Below are 18,414 nucleotides of genomic sequence, written 5' to 3'. Positions count from 1 at the left end.
AATCCCCTGATGTACTCGCAGTATTCTGCCCTTTCCGGTTTGTCTGAATCACAAATCAAATGCGAATCAAATTCCAAATTTTGCTGATTTCTGTCACACTTTCTTCCTATCTTTAAATATGAAGAGTTTGCTCAGCACATAATTCAGTACCAGAGAAATCACAGAGACCGCAATCTTGCAGATAAAATCTTGAGAAATCTTCAATCCGCTGACCATGACGATCATCGCAACCAGTGTAAACAGTCCGGTTGCCGCGCGGCAGATCACAAAGGAGGAGAACTCTCTCCACACCTGCCCCGGATGAAGATTCCAGCTGTTAAACACAAACAGCTTGTTTGTGACAAATGCAAACAGAACCGCTGCCGCCCAGGAACCGATCGTCGACAGCCGGTAATCCACTCCCGCCCGTCTCATGACCCAGTAACTGATCCAGTCCGTCAGGGTTGTCAGCACGCCGAAGATCAGATAGGAAACCGTCTCCCGGTTCACAAACTTCTTCCATAAACGCTCTATCATTCTTTTTTCTCCCTGATAAATTCATGGCGACATTCTCGCAAATTCGCACATAGAGTCATTATAGGACAGCGAGAAAAAAATGTAAAGGCATGATTGGAATCCCTGCTTATGATGTTATTATATATAGGTAGAAATTTTGTAACTTGGCAACTATCTTCCACTCATATAAAAAACGGAGGAGTCCCCGCAAAACAGTCTGTCATCTGCATTCTGTTCTGCGGCAACTCCTCTTTTGTCACCGTTTCTTTTCCGTTTATCTTTCTCTTATGCTTCCTTCTTCTCTGCTGCAGCTGCTGTTGTCTTTCCTGCCTTCTCCTTATCTGCAAGCAGTTTGTCGATGCTGACAATCTTCACGCAGAGAGCAAACAGTTCCATAGCCACAATCAGATCGCCGAGCGGCGGGTAAGACGGAGCGATACGGATGTTGCTGTCGTGCGGATCCTTTCCGTATGGATAGGTTGCGCCGGCACCAGTCATCACAAGACCTGCCTTCTTACATTTTGCGACAACATCCTTTGCACATCCCTCAAGAGTATCGAAAGAGATGAAATATCCGCCCTTCGGAGTCGTCCAGCTTCCGATTCCAAGACCGCTCAGCTCTCTGTCGAGAATGCTCGTAACTGCCTCGAACTTCGGACGCAGAATATCGGCATGACGGCGCATATGCTCTACCATTCCGTGAATATCCTTGAAGAAACGCACATGACGAAGCTGGTTTACCTTATCATGACCGATGGTCTGATACTTTAACTGCTTGGTGATATCTTCAAGGTTATTGCGGGAGGTTGCGATTGCCGCAATACCGGAACCCGGGAAGCTGATCTTTGAGGTGGACGAGAATTTGTATACCAGATCCGGATTTCCGGCGCGCTTGCACTCTGCCAGAATCTCAATCAGATGATCCTGATCATGGTCATACAGATGATGGATGCCATATGCATTGTCCCAGTAAATACGGAAATCAGGAGCTGCCGGTTTCAGACGGGCAAAACGGCGAACCGTCTCATCAGAATAGCTGTTTCCGGTCGGGTTGGAATACTTCGGCACACACCAGATTCCCTTGATGCTGTCATCGCTTGATACCAGCTTCTCGACAAGGTCCATATCCGGACCATCCTCGTTCATCGGAATGTTAATCATCTCAATTCCGAAATACTCGGTGATTCCAAAATGACGATCATATCCCGGAACCGGGCAGAGGAATTTCACTTTGTCAAGTTTGCACCACGGAGTACATCCCATCACACCGTGTGTCATGGAGCGGGATACGGTATCAAACATCACGTTCAGGCTGGAGTTTCCATAGATAATAATGTTGTCCGGAGATACCTCCATCATATCACCGATCAGTTCCTTTGCCTCCTTGATGCCGGTAAGAACGCCGTAGTTGCGGCAGTCCGTTCCATCCTCACAGGTCAGATCTGAATCGCTGTTGAGCACATCCATCATCTCCATGGAAAGATCAAGCTGTTCTGCGCTTGGCTTACCGCGGGACATATCAAGTTTTAAATCTTTTCCCTGAAATTCCTTATACTGGGCAGAAAGCTGTTTTCTGAGTGCCTGTAATTCTTCCTTGCTCATCTCTGCATATGGCTGCATCTTCTCATCCTCCTCATCTGGCGGGCAGGGATGCCAGATGATACCGGCACCCTCGCCTCCATTGTGATCTCCATTGCTTTCTATTTCATTTTACATGAAACTCTAATGTCTGACAATCTCGCATTTGTACAAAATTTAACGGAATTTTTGCCTTTTCTTTTCATGGTATGTGTTTTTTTTCGTACAAGCAATCTCCGCCGCTCTGTCTCGCCCGTCTTACCGGCTCATCAGTTCGCGCACAAGTGCATTGACAACCGCCGGATCTGCCTTGCCCTTCATCGCACGCATCGTCTGTCCCACGATGAAGCCCATTGCCTTCTCTTTTCCTGCCTTGAAATCTGCGACTGACTGCGGATTCTTCTCGATGAGTTCCTCGATCGTCTTTTTCAGGGCACCTTCATCGCTTACAACCTTGAGTCCGTGTTCCTCGACATAGGCTTCCGGATCGACATCCTCGTTGAAGACTGCCTCAAAGACATTTCTTGCGACAGTACGGTTCACGACGTTCTTCTCCACAAGCTCAATCAGCTTTGCAAGATGTGCCGGGGAGAACTTCATCTGCTCGGCATCCTTCTCCTGCTCTTTCAGGAGACGCATCGCCTCCGTCATCAGCCAGTTGGAGACTTCCTTCGGCTTCCCGGAAAGTTTCACCGTCTCCTCAAAGATATCTGCCATGTGCTTGGACGCGGTCAGAATCTCTGCATCATACTGCGGAAGACCGAATTCTTCCTGATAGCGGGCAAGTTTCTCGGTGCGAAGCTCCGGCTGTGCCGCACGCACGCGCGCAAGCCACTCATCGCTGATGATGACCGGAGTCAGATCCGGATCCGGGAAATAGCGGTAATCCTGAGCATCTTCCTTGGAACGCATCGCGCGGGAAGATTCCTTGTTATCATCCCAGCGGCGCGTCTCCTGAACAACTTTTCCGCCGTCCTCAAGAATCTCAATCTGGCGCTCCCGCTCTCCCTCAATCGCATGGGCGATCGCCTTGAAGGAGTTTAAGTTCTTCATCTCCGTTCTCGTTCCGAACTCCGGCGCTCCGACCTCGCGGACGGACAGGTTGACATCGGCACGCATCGAGCCCTCCTGAAGTTTGCAGTCGGATGCTCCGAGATACTGGATGATCAGGCGCAGCTTCTCGAGGTATGCAATAACCTCATCCGCACTTCTCATGTCCGGCTCGGAAACGATCTCGATCAGCGGAACTCCGCTTCGGTTGTAATCGACAAGAGAACAATCCTCCCACTCATCGTGGATCAGCTTTCCGGCATCCTCCTCCATGTGGATCTCATGGATGCCGATCTTTTTCTTTCCGCCTGCGGTCTCGATCTCGACCCAGCCATCATGGCAGATCGGAAGATAGAGCTGGGAAATCTGATAGTTCTGCGGGTTATCCGGGTAGAAATAGTTCTTTCGGTCAAATTTGCAGTACTGGTTGATTCCGCAGTTCGTCGCAAGACCGACGGCAAGTGCATACTCAACAACCTGCTTGTTTAAAACCGGCAGGGAACCCGGCATACCGGTGCAGACCGGGCAGGTGTGCGTGTTCGGCGCACCGCCGAACTCTGTGGAACAACCGCAGAAAATCTTGGTTTTGGTCGCCAGCTCTACGTGAACCTCCAGACCGATGACCGTCTCATACTGTTTGCTCATCTTATTTTCCCTCCCGTTCTGCCAGTTCCGGCGCCTCATAACCGCCGCGGCTGCACTCAAATGCATAGCCTGCGCGGATGATGTTTTTCTCCTTAAAGCAATCGCCGATCAGCTGAAGTCCGATCGGAAGTCCCTTGGAATCTTTTCCGCACGGAACCGTCATTCCCGGAAGACCGGCAAGGTTTACGGAGATCGTGTAGATATCACCGAGATACATCTGGAGCGGATCGCTCAGAGACTCGCCGAGTTTCGGTGCCGTCGTCGGGGCAGCCGGTCCGAGAATCACATCGTACTTCTCAAATGCCTTGTCAAAGGCCTGCTTGATGAGTGCCTTCGTGCGCAGTGCCTTCAGGTAGTAGGCATCGTAATAACCACTTGAGAGAACGAAGGAACCGAGCATGATACGGCGCTTCACCTCTGCTCCGAACCCTTCCGAACGAGTCTTTTTGTACATATTATGAAGGCCCTCGTATTCTTTTGTGCGGTAGCCGTACTTCACACCGTCAAAACGGGAGAGGTTTGAGCTTGCCTCTGCGGATGCGATGACATAGTATGCCGGGATTGCATATTCCACAAGACTCAAGTCAAATTCCTCAACGACTGCACCCTTTGCCTCAAGTACCTTTGCCGCATTCAGAATTGCCTCCTTGACTTCCGGATCAAGTCCTTCTCCGAGGTAATCTCTCGGAATTCCGATTCTCATTCCCTTCACGTCATCGACAAGAGCCGCAGTGAAATCACAGTCCTCGCGCTTCACAGAAGTGCTGTCCTTCTGATCATAGGAAGAGATTGCCTCAAGAATCGTCGCACAGTCCGTCACATCCTTGGCAACCGGTCCGATCTGATCGAGAGAAGAACCGTATGCAATCAGGCCGTAACGGGAAACGGTTCCGTAAGTCGGCTTGATTCCGGTCACGCCGCAGAACGAACTTGGCTGACGGATCGAACCGCCGGTATCAGATCCGAGAGCGAAAAAGCACTCGTTTGCTGCAACTGCCGCGCAGGAACCGCCGGAAGATCCGCCCGGAACGTGCTCGGTGTTCCACGGATTCTTCGTCACACCAAAAGCAGACGTCTCGGTCGTGCTTCCCATTGCAAACTCATCCATGTTTGTCTTTCCGAGAATGACAGCTCCTGCTTTCTGTAAGTTTAAAACTGCCTCAGCAGAATATGTCGGAACAAAATTTCCAAGAATCTTGGAACTGCACGTTGTCAAAAGATCTTTCGTGCACATATTGTCCTTGATTGCAACCGGCACACCTGCGAGAGGTCCCGTCAGGACTCCGTCCTCAATCTTTTTCTGTACTTCCTGCGCCTGCTTGAGCGCACCCTCCTCATCGACCGTCACATAACAGTTTAAGGACGGCTCCAATGCCTTGATCTGCTCGAGAACAGCCTTCGTGGCATCCACAGCGGTTACCTCGCCCGCTTTAATTTTTTTGCCGAGCTCAACGGCAGTCAAATCCAGTATACTCACCGCGTTTTCCTCCTGTCCTTTTCTTCTTATTCTACGGTCTTCGGCACTTTAAACGCGCCATCCTTCTGCTCCGGTGCATTCTTCAGCATGTCTGCTCTGTCATCACCGTTCGTCACAACATCCTCGCGGAATACGTTGCTGACCGGAAATACATGGGACATCGGCTCCACACCGCTTGTATCTAACTCGTTCAGCTTGTCAATGTAGTCGAGCATTCTTCCCATATCTTTCTTTGCTTCTTCCTTTTCTGCCTCAGAAAGTTCCAGCTTTGCCAGAATGCCGACATACTCAATCGTCTCATCACTGATGATATTTGCCATGGTTCTCTCTCCTTTCACGTTCCAATTTCTGTTTTCACGTTCACGCTCTTTGCATTTACACTTTTTACATTTCTATTTTCAGATGCTTACGGCTCCAGTCTCGTCACATCACGCGGGAAGAGAGAAGTCTCGCGGACATTCTGCTCGTCTAAGAGACGCATCGTCAGACGCTCCAGACCGATTCCCAGACCACCGTGCGGCGGCATTCCATACTTGAAGATCATCAGGTAATCCTTGATGTCCTCCGGATCCATTCCGCGTTTTGCCATCTTCTCGAGAATCATATTGTAATCATGGATTCTCTGTCCGCCGGTCGTGATCTCAAGTCCCTTGTACAGGAGATCGAAACTCAGGGTGAAACGCGGATCTGACGGATCATCCATCGCGTAGAACGGACGCTTCTTGCTCGGATAATGGGTGACAAAGACGAAATCGCTGTTGTACTCTTCCTTGAAGTAACGGCCGATCAGGACCTCTTCTTCCGGCTCAAGATCAAACGGGTTGCGGATCTTTCTGTTGTACTTCTCTGCGACAAGCTCTTTTGCCTTGTCAAAACGAACCTGCGGGATCTTCTCGATGTTCTCGAGTTTGATTCCCAGCATATCGAGTTCTTTCTTGTACTCCTTGTTTAAAAGCTCCATCGTGTACTTGAGGAAGCCGGTCTCCATTGCCATCACATCCTCGAAACTGTCGATGTATCCCATCTCAAAGTCGAGTCCGATGTACTCGTTTAAATGGCGGGTGGTGTTGTGCTTCTCGGCACGGAACACCGGGGCAACCTCGAAGACGCGGTCAAACACGCCAACCATCATCTGCTTGTAGAACTGCGGGCTCTGTCCAAGCTCTGCCTTCTTGTTGAAATAGTTTAACTTAAAGACGTTCGCTCCGCCCTCAGCACCGCGGGAAACGATCTTCGGAGTGTGAACCTCTGTGAATCCCTGGGAGGAAAGGAACTCGCGGAAACCACGGACAATTCCTTCCTGAACTTTAAATTTTGCACGCTCTCTCACATTTCTCAGGGAAATCGGGCGAAGACCCAGTTTCGTCTCAAGAGAAGTGTTCATCTTCCACTTGTTGATCGCGATCGGCATTCCCTCCGACGGCTCAGAAAGCACACGGATCGTCTGTAAGCGAATCTCAAATCCGTGCGGAGCACGTTCCTCAAGAGCAACTACACCGGTAACCTCAACCGCTGACTCCTCCTTGAGTTCTTTTAAGTTGAACTCCGTCTTTCCCTCTTCAAATACGCACTGAACGAGGCCCTCTGCCTTTCGCAGGATCACGAAAGCGACCTCTCCCATATCCCGGATATTGTGGACAGCACCGTTCATCCGAACCGTCTTTCCCACATAATCCTGATCCAGAATCTCCTGGATGCCCACAACCTCTTTTTCCTTTACTCCTGTTAAAAATTCCATGTCTCTTTTCTCCTTACCTGTATGCGTTTTGGGATTCTCAATCGCGATTTCCGGATCCGGATCAGACATTTTTTTGTATTTGGATAACAAAAAACCCGCCCCGGAATATCGCTGCATATTCCGGGACGGGACATTATTCTCATGTTCCGCGGTACCACCCGCATTGAGGCCGATCCAGTGCAAAAACCGGCACTCCTCTCTCGACATGTAACGTATGTCTGACGGATACCCCTACGCAATTTCCCGATCCATGATCTTTGAGATAACTCATCATCCATCTGATCTCATCTGGAAATTCTTTCAGAATACCAGCTCCGGAGTGTTCCCTTTCGCCAAGTCCAACCTGACCGCGCTCTCAGTCGGTGACGCCGTCTTCCTGTCGAAGTCCTTCTGGCAAGAGTCTCCTTCTCAGCCGTTCTGGTGCTTTGCCGCACTAAATTGGTTATTATATTAGCACATGCTTTTTTTGTTTGCAATACCTAATTTTCACAAACATCCTCATTTTCCGGCGCGCACTTTCTGTTTATATTGACCTATTTGACATATATTCTGATAAATCTCCCGTGCTCCAAAACCCGCCGAATGTTTCTGTCATTCTTCTGGTTCTTCTGGAACACTTTTTAGCTCTGAATCATATGATGAATACGGGGTAGAAGGTAAAAAACGCCAGGTTCTGATTGAAAACGGATTAGGGGGACACATATGCACTTTTTTGAATTGTTTCTGATTGCTGTCGGACTCTCGATGGATGCCGGAGCAGCAGCGATCTGCAAAGGACTCTCCATCCCTGATGTCCGCCTCTCTCACGGCATCATCATCGGCGCCTATTTCGGCATTTTTCAGGCTCTGATGCCACTCATCGGCTACTATCTCGGAATTCATTTTCTCGATGTGATCGGGCGATTTGACCACTGGATCGCATTTTTGCTTCTCGCCCTGATCGGCTGCATGATGATCCATGAGTCGTTTTTTCCAGAAGAGAAAACCGGTACAGAAATGGATTTAAGGAGTCCAAAAAGTCCAACAGAGCGGAAATCAAAATTAGAAATCGAGACAAAAAAAGAGACCCGCTCGGGTGCAAATGCCTCCCTGCGCGTCTCTGAAATGCTCCTTCTGGCAATCGCGACAAGCATTGATGCCCTGATTACCGGCATCACGTTCGCTTTTCTGAATATCAGTATTCTCCCGGCAGCCTGCCTGATCGGAGTCACAACTTTTCTGCTCTCTGTCATCTGCGTTCTCGCCGGGAGCAGACTCCAAACCCGCTTTCACTCCTACGCCGGGCTTGTCGGAGGAATCCTGCTGATTCTGATGGGATTTCGGATTCTCGTCCGGCATCTGCACTGATAACGAGTCGAATTGTATCTTTACGGCTCCTTGGGCGGAAGAAAGTCAGGCAAACTTACTCATGCTTACGCGTTGCATAAGCATGAGCGGATTTTGCCAATGCTTCGCATCTTAAATTGGCAAAATCCTGCAATAATTACTTTATCATACGGTATTTTCGGTTCCGAAAATACCTACCCATAACATATTAATAATTCAACTACTCCGGGTTCGACGTAGTGGTGCATAAGGCTGTAAACTACACAGCCTAAGCACCAACGTCTCACACGGGTTTGCCTGTACTTTCCCGCCCTCCGTCGCCTTCCAAGCTCATAAAAAAACTCCTTAAAAGATGTGAACACTTCACTTGAGTAAAAAGTAATTAATTATCCTATCTCCACCTCGCGGAAACCTTCCGGTCTGAGCACTGTGACTCGATCAAATCCACACTCCACTGCAAGGCGCAGTGCCTGATCAAACGCAAATCCGATCGTATCCGCATGGTGGCTGTCTGAACTGATCATAATCCGGCCGCCCATGCTCCGCAGCTCCCTGAGCAAAAAGGCAGAAGGATACGGCTCTGTACGGTAACCGCGTGAGATTGCTCCCGTATTGATCTCAAACGGAATCTCCGCCTGATTGAGACGACGCAGTGCCGCAAGTGCCGGCTCCCGGTACTCATCACCCGTCACATCAAAATGGCGGTTATTCTCGTTGAACTTCGTCAGAAGATCGAAATGTCCGATCCAGTCACAGTCCATTCTGTCAATGATCGTTGCCTCCAGCTCAAAATAATCCCGGACAAAAGCATACCAGTCGCCATTCCAGAGTGTTTTCACTGCATCGACAAGCTTTTCTTCCGTGTCATCCACAGACACATAGACTCCATTCTTGCAGACACAGTGCGTGGAGCCGATCGCATACTCCGCCTTCTGCACAGGGCCAAGGCAATCCAGCTCAATTCCCGCATAAATCCGAATTCTGTCTGCATACTCTTCCTTGAGGTCTCTGATTTCTTTCAGGTAAGCCTCCAGTTTCTCATCCGACATTCCAAATCCCGGTTCCGCAAAAGAATAATCCGCATGACCTGAAAATCCAAGGTCCGTAAATCCCATCCGGCACGCCGACTCAATCATCTCCCTCGGTGTGCTCTTTCCATCGCAATACGTTGTGTGCGTGTGATAATCTGCCAGAAGTCTCATTCCCTTTTCCCCACTTATTTTCTTTTTGTTACGCTATTTTTCTTATCCGTTTTGGGATTTTATTTTCCCGCACCACATTTTGTGCAGTTCTCTGTTATTTTTAATTCTGGATACTGCAAAGGGTGCCTTAACCCACAGACACCCTTTCCAATAAAATTCATTTTTAACTTTTTACTCGTTGAAGAGAACCAGCTTCTGCGCCTGATTCTGTGCATCACTCCAGATGAGCACACGGCTTCCGTCTACCACATCGATCAGCTTCACGATCTGTCGTGTGAGGTAAGGCTGAATCGGGCAATCCGCTGCAATCTGGTACGTCATCCCCGCATCGCTGACAAGCGTCCAGCTCTCATCCTTGTTCTCCTCCATCGATTTCACTTTTACATACTCCGGTGCCTTCGAATCTGCCGGAACCTTGCATACGATAAATTCTGCATTGGTCTGCGGCGGCAGGCTCATCGTCATGGCCGGCCCGATATAAGCATAAATGGTGTCTCCAACTTTGATTTCAGACAGATCCACCGGAAGTCCCTGTTCTCCGTCCACAATCACCGTTGTATCTGTATCGACTGTCAGGACAACCTCACCCTCATAAGAATTTCCAGACTGGTTATCCATCGTGATCTGCCCGTTCTCCACGCTGAGAACCGGACCGGAAATACAGAAATTCTCCTCAGACACATCACTCTCTGAGCCGCAATTTCCTGTCGTCTCTGCCGGTGATGAAGCCGTCGTTCCGGACGCATGCTCCGGTTTTGCCGCCTCATTTGCCGTCACTTCACTCGTCTTCGTCTCAGTCTCAACAACGGCTGTCTCCTTCACATCGCACCGTTTTGCACATCCCGTCACCGAAACTGCAAGCATCATCACGCATCCCGCTGCCATTAATCTCATCTTATTTTTTCTCATAAAATTCCTCCGTCTATTTCACTATCCGCCAAACTGTAACATGAACTTTCTTTCCCATCACATTTTCGTTTCAAGTCTGATTTCCTGTTCTATTTTGGTTTTTACAGAGCACTCATCTCTCTCAATCAAATACATTATCTCTGTACTCGCAGTATATCAAAAAGCCCGAAGAAATACTATTGAAAAAACAAGACATTTCTCTTACAAATTTATGTAGACGGTTTGTGATACCCCCACCTATAGAGGAGGGAGACATCCACTCTGAGTTATACACTAGGCAGAGGGCGACGCAGACGGAAAAGTCCATGCCAACCTACTCCATATATCCGCCCTTCATCGGTGAAACGGCATGCTGGGAATACAGTTTCAGCACTCCACTCCGGTAGCGCAGTGCCTTCGGTTTCCATGCTTTCTTTCTCTCCTTAAGAATCGCCGCAATTTCCTCCGGCGGAAGTTCTTTTCCATTCACACCGACAATCTCAAGAACGCGTGCCGGAACATCAATGTGAATCAGATCATTTTCTTCCACAAGCGCAATCGGACCGCCGCTTGCCGCCTCCGGACTCACATGACCGATGACCGGACCTCTCGATGCACCCGAGAAACGTCCATCCGTAATCAGCGCCACACTCGATGCAAGTTCCGGATCGGAGCAGATCGCCTCTCCCGTGTAAAACATCTCCGGCATTCCGCTTCCCTTGGGTCCCTCATAGCGAATAAAGATCGCATCCCCCGGCGCTACCTGCTTTTTGAGAACAGCGTCAATGCACGCCTCCTCACTGTCAAACGGCCTTGCACGCAGAACTGCCTGAAACATCTCTTTCGGACAGGCCGTGTGCTTGATCACACAGCCCTCCGGGGCAAGATTTCCGCGCAGGATTGCAATGCTTCCGTCGGTTCCCTTTGCATCGTCGAAATTGTGGATGATCTCGGTGCGGGAGATCTCTCGTCCGAGTTCCTTGCTCTTCTCCCTCAGAATCTCCTCACAGTGCTCATAAAATCCATTTTTCTTGAGCTCGTCCAGATTTTCACCGAGCGTCTTTCCGGTCACAGTCATCACATCGAGATGAAGCATCCCGCGAATTTCCTCCATCACACGCGGAACTCCTCCCGCATAGTAAAAGTACTGCGCCGGCCAGTCGCCCGATGGACGGATATTCAAGAGATAATGCGCTCCCCGGTGCATACGGTCAAATGTGTCCGCATCGATCTCAATTCCAAATTCGTGTGCGATTGCCGGGATGTGCATCGTCGCATTTGTGGAACCCGAGATCGCCGCATGAACCATGATCGCATTCTCAAAGCTCTCTCTCGTCACAATGTCTTTCGCACGGATTCCCTTATCCACGAGATTCATCAGCTGCTTTCCCGCATCATACGCCGCCTGACGCAGTTCCGGGGCCGTCGCCGGCATCAGAGCTGTTCCGGGAAGCATCAATCCGAGCGCTTCCGCCATGACCTGCATCGTCGACGCCGTTCCCATAAAGGAGCAGGCTCCGCAGCTCGGGCAGGCATTTTCCTTGTAGTAATCGAGCTGTTCCTCTGGAATCTCCCCTCGCTTCTCCTGCGCATCAAACTTTCCGATCTGCTCAAGCGTCAGCAGTTCATTGATTGCACATCCCGGATCGTTCTCGACATACTTAGGCGTGATCTTGTGTGCCTCCATCACGCCTCCGGTCACAACAATCGCACTCATCTCCTTGAGCTTTCCGATTCCCATCAGCATCGCCGGCATGGACTTATCACAGCTTGCGATGAAGACACCACCGTCAAATCCGATCGAATTGCCGTGAATCTCGACCATATTTGCAATCATATCGCGGCTTGCCAGAGAATAATTGATTCCATCATGTCCCTGTGAGATACCGTCACAGATATCCGTTGAGAAATAGCGCGCTGCCTTTCCGCCCGCATCCTTGACGCCATTTACCGCCTGCTCCACAAACTGATTCAGATGTGCACTTCCCGGATGACTGTCTCCAAATGTGCTCTCAACGAGAATCTGCGGTTTGGAGAGATCCTCCTTCGTCCATCCCATTCCAATTTTCAGCGGATCATTTTCCGGTGCCAGCTTCCGAATTTTCTGACTGTAAAGTTCCATACGATTGTCCTCCATGCCTTTTATCGATCACTTTTAGCAATTCATCAGATGTTTTATGTTTTAATCGTAGCATATTGGACTTTATTTTTCAATACATCAGATGTATTTTTCTGCTATTTTGGCATTTTTCCTAAGCAAAATTTTTGCATCTTCACTCTGATTTATCTTACTTTGATTTATCTCACTCTGATTTATCAATCATCCTATGACTGTTTTTCCCGCATTCTCTGCTGGATCATTCTCCGGTTAAATGTCATGTGCATCACCATCGCGCTCCTTGCTCCGACCGGATCGTGCATCGCAATTGCCTCCGCAACTGCCTGATGCGTCAGAATCGTCTCCTCTTTCAGCTGCTGGTGCGTCACATCCACAAACATCAGCACCGCCGAATCGATGATCGGAACGAGCTGGCGAATCACACGGTTTCCGGAACACTCCGCAACACAGCGGTGAAATGCAATATCCTCCTCAATGTAATTCTCCCCGGCACGAATCTTCCTCTCCACGCTCTCGCAGATTTTTTGAAGCGCCTCAATCTGCTCCTTTGTCGCGTGAAGAGCTGCCTGTTCCGCAATCCCAGGTTCCAGGATCAGGCGGGCCTCCGCCAGATCAAGCGCCAGCGCCATCTTGTCTTTCTCCCCGCCAAGCCCCAATGGATCCTGATCTGCCGGAGTCGTGCTTGCCACATAGGTTCCCGATCCCTGGCGCACCGAGAGAATCCCCCGCGAGATCAGCAGTTTGACCGCCTCTCGCACCGTGCTTCTCCCGACCCCGAATTTTTTTGCAAGTTCAAATTCATTCGGTATCTTCTCTCCGATCGCAAACGGTTTCTCCAAAATATACTCATAAATCTGGTGCTGAACCTGCTCCGCCAGATGACTGTTCTTTGTCTTTGCTGTTTTTGATTTTATCGCGTCCATTTCTGTATTTCCTTCCACAAAATTCCTGCACGGTTTTAAAAATAATTTCTCCCTGTATCCAACAACAACTATATCATTATTTATCCGAAAAATCCACGAAAGCGCTTGACCTAAAGTATACTTTAAGTGTTATACTTTTATTGATAAAATTGGTAGAATAGGTTTATCATTACAAAAATTGCAGTTTTGGACACAGGAGTACACATTACTGCAAAAAAACAGAGTCAAAAGAGTTAAAAAAGGAAAGAGGGAATATTCACATGGCAAAATCAAAAGTTTATTTTACAGACTTTCATACGATTGCATTTGGAGACAGTCTTCCGACCAAATTAAAGAAACTGATCAAGAAGGCCGGTATCGGTGACATCGATATGAACGGCAAATTCGTTGCAATCAAGATGCATTTCGGTGAGCTCGGAAATATCAGCTACCTGCGCCCGAACTATGCAAAAGCTGTCGCTGACGTTGTAAAAGAGCTCGGCGGAAAACCATTCCTGACCGACTGCAATACCATGTACCCGGGCAGCCGAAAGAACGCTCTCGAGCATCTCGAGTGCGCATGGGAGAACGGCTTTACCCCGCTCACAGTCGGATGTCCGGTCATCATCGGTGACGGCTTAAAGGGAACCGATGACATTGAGGTTCCGGTTGTCGGCGGTGAGTACGTAAAATCCGCAAAGATCGGACGTGCCGTCATGGATGCCGATGTCTTCATCAGCCTGACCCATTTCAAGGGACATGAGATGACCGGTTTCGGCGGTGCAATCAAAAATATCGGTATGGGCTGCGGTTCCCGCGCCGGAAAGACCGAGCAGCATTGCAGCGGAAAACCGCACATCGACGAGTCCCTCTGCCGCGGATGTACCCGCTGCCAGAGAGAGTGCGCAAACGGCGGACTCGTATTCGACAAAGAGGCACGCAAGATGCATGTCAATCAGGAGAACTGTGTCGGCTGCGGCCGTTGTCTCGGCGCCTGCAACTTCGATGCCATCAGCTTTGACAACAACAATGCAAATGAACTCTTAAACTGCCGTATGGCAGAGTACACCAAGGCAGTTGTCGACGGCCGCCCGAACTTCCACATCTCCCTGATCGTGGATGTATCCCCGAACTGTGACTGCCATGGCGAGAACGATGTTCCGATCCTGCCGAACATCGGTATGTTTGCTTCTTTCGATCCGCTCGCGCTCGATCAGGCCTGTGTCGATGCCTGCATGAAAGCATCTCCAATGCCGGGAAGCCAGCTTGACCGCCATATGTCCGAGCCGCACTTCCACGATCACCACGATCCGTTCCGCAACTCCACTCCGGAATCTGAGTGGCGTTCCTGCCTTGAGCATGCAGAGAAGATCGGTCTTGGAAGCCGTGAGTATGAGCTGATCGACTGCCGTCAGGGTCATTAATCATTAACCAACACGGAAACCACGGAATCTCTCCGTAATCCGATTCGTATGATTCGTAAAAGAAAAGAAACGAAACATCTGCTACATACAGATATCACATACGAATTCTACAAACAAAAACAGCTGTGATTCAGCAGGGGAACATTTTCCCCACTGTCTCACAGCTGTTTTTCTATACCATATTTTGTCCGATTCGTACCACAGATAAAAATTTAGTCTTCCTCATCCGGCTTTTTCGGAAGGATCTCGATCTTCACCCGCTCCACACGTCTGCGATCCATCTCAAGCACGGTAACTTTTAAGTCTTCTTTCGTGATCACATCGCCCTTTTCCGGAATCTCACCGGACAGATCCATCACCCATCCGCTGACGGTCTGGGCCTCACTCTCCGTCTCCCGTCCGATCAGGTCCATGAACTTGTCAAGGTTGACGTCTCCGCGGACGATATACTCCCGGTCAGAAATCTTCTCGATCTCCTGAATCACCTCATCATGTTCATCCCAGATCTCTCCGACAAGCTCCTCAAGGATATCCTCAAGCGTCACAATTCCCGCTGTCCCGCCAAACTCATCCACAATCACCGCGATGTGCATCTTCTGCTGCTGAAGCTCTTTGAGCAGGGAACCGATTTTCTTACTCTCCGACACAAAGAGGGCCGGGCGGATGATGTCCGCAAGTTTTCCTCCCTTGTGGTAAACCCTTGAATAGAAATCCTTCTGGTAAATGATTCCGACAATGCAGTCAATATTTTCGCGGTAGACAGGGAGACGGGAGAACATCGTCTCCGCAAATACCTGATCAATCTCTGTCAGTTCCGCATCCTCCGGCACACCAATCACATCGACTCTCGGTGTTCCGATGTCCATGACATCGCGCTCCGTAAACTCAACCGCATTCCGGATCAGGCGTCCCTCCTGCTCATCAATTCCGCCGTCTTCTTTTGCCTCCTCCACGAAAGTCAGCAGCTCTTCCTCTGTGATTCCGTGGTCACTTTCCATCTGGAACAGCTTTGCCAGCAATTTTTTCCACTGTGCAAACAGGAAATTTAACGGCGTCAGAACCTTCGTCAGAATGTTCATAAACGGCGCTGAAAACATTGCAAACTGCTCCGGCATCTCCTTTGCAACGCTCTTCGGGGTTACTTCTCCGAACACCAGCACCACAACCGTCATAATCACGGTGGACACGCTCGCGCCGTTCTCCTCGCCGAGAATCCGCACACACATCAGGGTTGCCAGCGAGGTTCCCAGAATATTTACAATGTTGTTTCCGATCAGCATCGAGGACAGCATATTGTCAAAGTTGTCCTCTAACTCCATCACCAGTGCCGCTCTCTTGTTTCCCTTATCCGCCATATTTTTCACTCGAATTCGATTCAGCGAAGAAAACGCCGTCTCCGTCGCCGAAAAGTAGGCAGACATCACCAGGCAGATTATAATCACTGCCAACTGTACACCATTACTGCTCATCACTCTCTCCTTTAGTCCAGTCTCTGTTTCCATGCCGTCTGACACGCACAAAAGGCACAGCCTGATCTCCCCTTAGAGAACAGACTATGCCTCTTCTATCTCACAACACATCATAAACATATGGTTTTCATCACTGTCACTCTGGTTGTCGCTATCGTCCATCTGATACAGAATCCTTTCTGACTGTGCACGAATATTTTCTAATCGCGCATAAATCTACATGAAACAGATTTCATTATAAAAAAAATCTCATTTTCTGTCAATAGTTACTGTTCACTCGTTGCGCAAACAGCAGCAGATTTTGCCGCGACGACGAGGCGCCCGTCCTTTGCGTGGTAACTGCAGGTGGAAAGCAGCAAAATCTGCTCCCCAAACTCCGGCACAATCCCCGTGTCATAGCAGGCGCGCCGGCAAATCTCCCCGACAAATGCCTGAAACTCTCCTTGATCAAAATTTCCCGCATACCGGTAGTAGGGAAATCCATTTTTCAAATCAGCCGCATCCGTTTCCGTCGCGGATGCAAGTTCCGGGACAGTTGTCTGAAATACCGCAAAGACTTCATACTCTCTCTGCTCTTTTGGCATATAAATCTCAATCCATCTGTGCTGCTGCCAGTACTCCCGCTTCCGATAACGCCCAAGCGATCCGAACATTGCTCCGTTTCTCATGTTATGTCCGTAGATCAGCAGACAGTCGCTGTCCATGGTACACCCCTCTGCCAGAAAAAGACTCCCGCCCAACGACGTTTTCCCCCAGAAATCTTTTCTCAGATATTTCTGCGGATCTTGCGGATCATTCATGACCGGAAGATCAACCGCTGTCCCCGGAATCCAGATCCACCCCTCAAAATCCGAATTTTTCTCCGCAAGTCTCGCATAATCGCGGCTTTCGTGATCCGCCTTCTGCGCAGCAAGTTTCTGCCCTCTGATTTCTTCATTTGCCGCATTTTCCTCATTCTCTGCCTGATCCATTTTCTTTGTTATCCGGTCTTTATCCCCCGGAAAATCCTGCGTCTTTCGTGTAAGTTCTGCAAGCTGCGCAACCGTATCTGCCTCCCTGGCCGCCTGCATTCTCGTCTTTCCCCACTCTGCGGCAGAAATCAGACATATAACTGCACAGATTAAAATTCCAACCGTTCTCTTCGCATCTGCCCTCTTTGTATTTGCGCCCATTTCCGCCCATTCTCATCCATCATCGATTTCCCGTTATCTGCACGCGTCCGCTCCTTCGTCCACGTTTCCGTCTGCTTCTTCCCGCTAAATTCTCATTTTCATTCCCGTTTTCCCGCAGTGTGACTGACAGCGAATTCTTCACGATCAGCCCGATTCCCGCTGCCCCGGAAATTCCTGCAAGAATCGCCCAGAACCACTCATGTGTGAGATCTCCGGTCTTCGGAAGCCTCAACGGTCTTGGAAGAACCGGTCCCGGCTCTGGAAACAGAACATCCGGAAATGTCTGTGCCGGCTCACTTGCTGCCGTCTCAGATGTGCTGGTGGAACTGCCTCCCGATGAAGACGAGGAGCTGCCGCCTGACGAACCGCCACCGGAATGCCCGCCTCCTCCTGAAGAGCGCGAGTAACGGTTTGCAAACAGAATTGCCTCCGCTTTTGCCCCGGGCTTCGTCTGTCCGTCCTCTCCGTCTTTCTCCACGGAAAGTCCACTCTCAAACCCTCCATCTGTCCCATTAAAAATATGCACAGTCACCCGATAAACACTTCTGTCAAAAGTAAAATTTGACCGATCCTGCGTCGTCTGCGTGATCTGATACTCATAGTCCCCCGGCACTGAATATGCAAGCCGTTCAAACCAGGCCGCTTCCCCGGCATTCGCCGTCAGAACAAATCGATCGGCTCCCTCTGCGCGCTCCGGCATCGGCGCACCCTGCGTCTTCCTCGCAAGCTCGATCTGATAAGTCATTCCTGACGGCACATTTCCCGTTGTCTGCACCTGTACGGGAATGGATACCCAGATCGGTCCGGATGATGCAAATGCTGCTTTCGGAAGCGCCGCGATTCCGACAATCACCGCACAAAACGCAGCAATTCCAACTGCCATGACAGACCGGATCGACAGCCATTTTCTCTTTCTCTGATCCATGATT

15 protein-coding genes are annotated in these 18,414 nt (G+C 49.7%); 2 read left to right on the top strand and 13 right to left on the bottom strand.

Annotated elements, in window-relative coordinates; all coding sequences use genetic code 11:
* Window positions 1–93: 93 nt before the first annotated feature.
* The 6 genes from ACR0QE_RS03705 to aspS all read right to left on the bottom strand — a co-directional run bounded on the left by ACR0QE_RS03705 (window position 94) and on the right by aspS (window position 6,983).
* Window positions 94–516 carry a GtrA family protein gene (locus tag ACR0QE_RS03705; RefSeq protein WP_432627017.1) on the bottom strand — a complete coding sequence of 141 codons (423 nt, stop codon included), beginning with the start codon at window positions 514–516 and terminating at the stop codon, window positions 94–96.
* Between the two features lie 264 nt (window positions 517–780).
* Window positions 781–2,115, bottom strand: a complete 1,335-nt coding sequence (locus tag ACR0QE_RS03700; RefSeq protein WP_432627016.1) for an aminotransferase — start codon at window positions 2,113–2,115, stop codon at window positions 781–783.
* 216 nt (window positions 2,116–2,331) lie between these two features.
* Window positions 2,332–3,768: an Asp-tRNA(Asn)/Glu-tRNA(Gln) amidotransferase subunit GatB gene (gatB, locus tag ACR0QE_RS03695; protein ID WP_432627015.1), complete on the bottom strand. Its 1,437-nt coding sequence runs from the start codon at window positions 3,766–3,768 to the stop codon at window positions 2,332–2,334.
* 1 nt (window position 3,769) lies between these two features.
* Window positions 3,770–5,245 carry an Asp-tRNA(Asn)/Glu-tRNA(Gln) amidotransferase subunit GatA gene (gatA, locus tag ACR0QE_RS03690; RefSeq protein ID WP_432627014.1) on the bottom strand — a complete coding sequence of 492 codons (1,476 nt, stop codon included), beginning with the start codon at window positions 5,243–5,245 and terminating at the stop codon, window positions 3,770–3,772.
* 26 nt (window positions 5,246–5,271) lie between these two features.
* The gene (gene gatC, locus ACR0QE_RS03685) at window positions 5,272–5,565 is read right to left on the bottom strand and encodes an Asp-tRNA(Asn)/Glu-tRNA(Gln) amidotransferase subunit GatC (protein ID WP_432627013.1); all 294 of its coding nucleotides are present in this window, start codon (window positions 5,563–5,565) and stop codon (window positions 5,272–5,274) included.
* Between the two features lie 86 nt (window positions 5,566–5,651).
* Entirely contained in the window at window positions 5,652–6,983 is a 1,332-nt protein-coding gene (gene aspS, locus ACR0QE_RS03680) for an aspartate--tRNA(Asn) ligase (protein WP_432627012.1), read from the bottom strand.
* A 702-nt stretch (window positions 6,984–7,685) separates the two neighbouring features.
* Between aspS and ACR0QE_RS03675 the strand changes: the two genes are divergently transcribed.
* Window positions 7,686–8,330: a manganese efflux pump MntP gene (locus tag ACR0QE_RS03675; protein ID WP_432627011.1), complete on the top strand. Its 645-nt coding sequence runs from the start codon at window positions 7,686–7,688 to the stop codon at window positions 8,328–8,330.
* Between the two features lie 365 nt (window positions 8,331–8,695).
* On the opposite strand, the gene ACR0QE_RS03670 is transcribed toward ACR0QE_RS03675, so the two are convergent.
* The 4 genes from ACR0QE_RS03670 to ACR0QE_RS03655 all read right to left on the bottom strand — a co-directional run bounded on the left by ACR0QE_RS03670 (window position 8,696) and on the right by ACR0QE_RS03655 (window position 13,441).
* The gene (locus ACR0QE_RS03670) at window positions 8,696–9,511 is read right to left on the bottom strand and encodes a histidinol-phosphatase (protein WP_432627010.1); all 816 of its coding nucleotides are present in this window, start codon (window positions 9,509–9,511) and stop codon (window positions 8,696–8,698) included.
* A gap of 171 nt (window positions 9,512–9,682) precedes the next feature.
* Window positions 9,683–10,420 (bottom strand): hypothetical protein, encoded by a 738-nt coding sequence (locus ACR0QE_RS03665; RefSeq protein WP_432627009.1) that lies wholly within the window; start codon window positions 10,418–10,420, stop codon window positions 9,683–9,685.
* 313 nt (window positions 10,421–10,733) lie between these two features.
* On the bottom strand, window positions 10,734–12,521 hold the full coding sequence (gene ilvD, locus ACR0QE_RS03660) for a dihydroxy-acid dehydratase (RefSeq protein WP_432627008.1): 1,788 nt from the start codon (window positions 12,519–12,521) through the stop codon (window positions 10,734–10,736).
* A gap of 203 nt (window positions 12,522–12,724) precedes the next feature.
* Window positions 12,725–13,441 carry a FadR/GntR family transcriptional regulator gene (locus ACR0QE_RS03655; RefSeq protein ID WP_432627007.1) on the bottom strand — a complete coding sequence of 239 codons (717 nt, stop codon included), beginning with the start codon at window positions 13,439–13,441 and terminating at the stop codon, window positions 12,725–12,727.
* 260 nt (window positions 13,442–13,701) lie between these two features.
* On the opposite strand from ACR0QE_RS03655, the gene ACR0QE_RS03650 reads away from it, so the two are divergent.
* Window positions 13,702–14,844 carry a DUF362 domain-containing protein gene (locus ACR0QE_RS03650; RefSeq protein WP_432627006.1) on the top strand — a complete coding sequence of 381 codons (1,143 nt, stop codon included), beginning with the start codon at window positions 13,702–13,704 and terminating at the stop codon, window positions 14,842–14,844.
* Between the two features lie 212 nt (window positions 14,845–15,056).
* On the opposite strand, the gene ACR0QE_RS03645 is transcribed toward ACR0QE_RS03650, so the two are convergent.
* The 3 genes from ACR0QE_RS03645 to ACR0QE_RS03635 all read right to left on the bottom strand — a co-directional run bounded on the left by ACR0QE_RS03645 (window position 15,057) and on the right by ACR0QE_RS03635 (window position 18,410).
* The gene (locus ACR0QE_RS03645; protein ID WP_432627005.1) at window positions 15,057–16,313 is read right to left on the bottom strand and encodes an HlyC/CorC family transporter; all 1,257 of its coding nucleotides are present in this window, start codon (window positions 16,311–16,313) and stop codon (window positions 15,057–15,059) included.
* Between the two features lie 266 nt (window positions 16,314–16,579).
* Window positions 16,580–17,485: a class B sortase gene (locus ACR0QE_RS03640; protein ID WP_432627004.1), complete on the bottom strand. Its 906-nt coding sequence runs from the start codon at window positions 17,483–17,485 to the stop codon at window positions 16,580–16,582.
* Between the two features lie 19 nt (window positions 17,486–17,504).
* A complete protein-coding gene (locus ACR0QE_RS03635) occupies window positions 17,505–18,410 on the bottom strand; it encodes a Spy0128 family protein (RefSeq protein ID WP_432627003.1) in 906 nt (301 codons plus the stop codon).
* Window positions 18,411–18,414: the final 4 nt, after the last annotated feature.

The sequence above is a fragment of the Brotaphodocola sp. genome (genome assembly GCF_050873065.1).
Lineage (GTDB): Bacteria > Bacillota > Clostridia > Lachnospirales > Lachnospiraceae > Brotaphodocola.
This window is presented reverse-complemented; position numbering and strand designations above follow the sequence as displayed.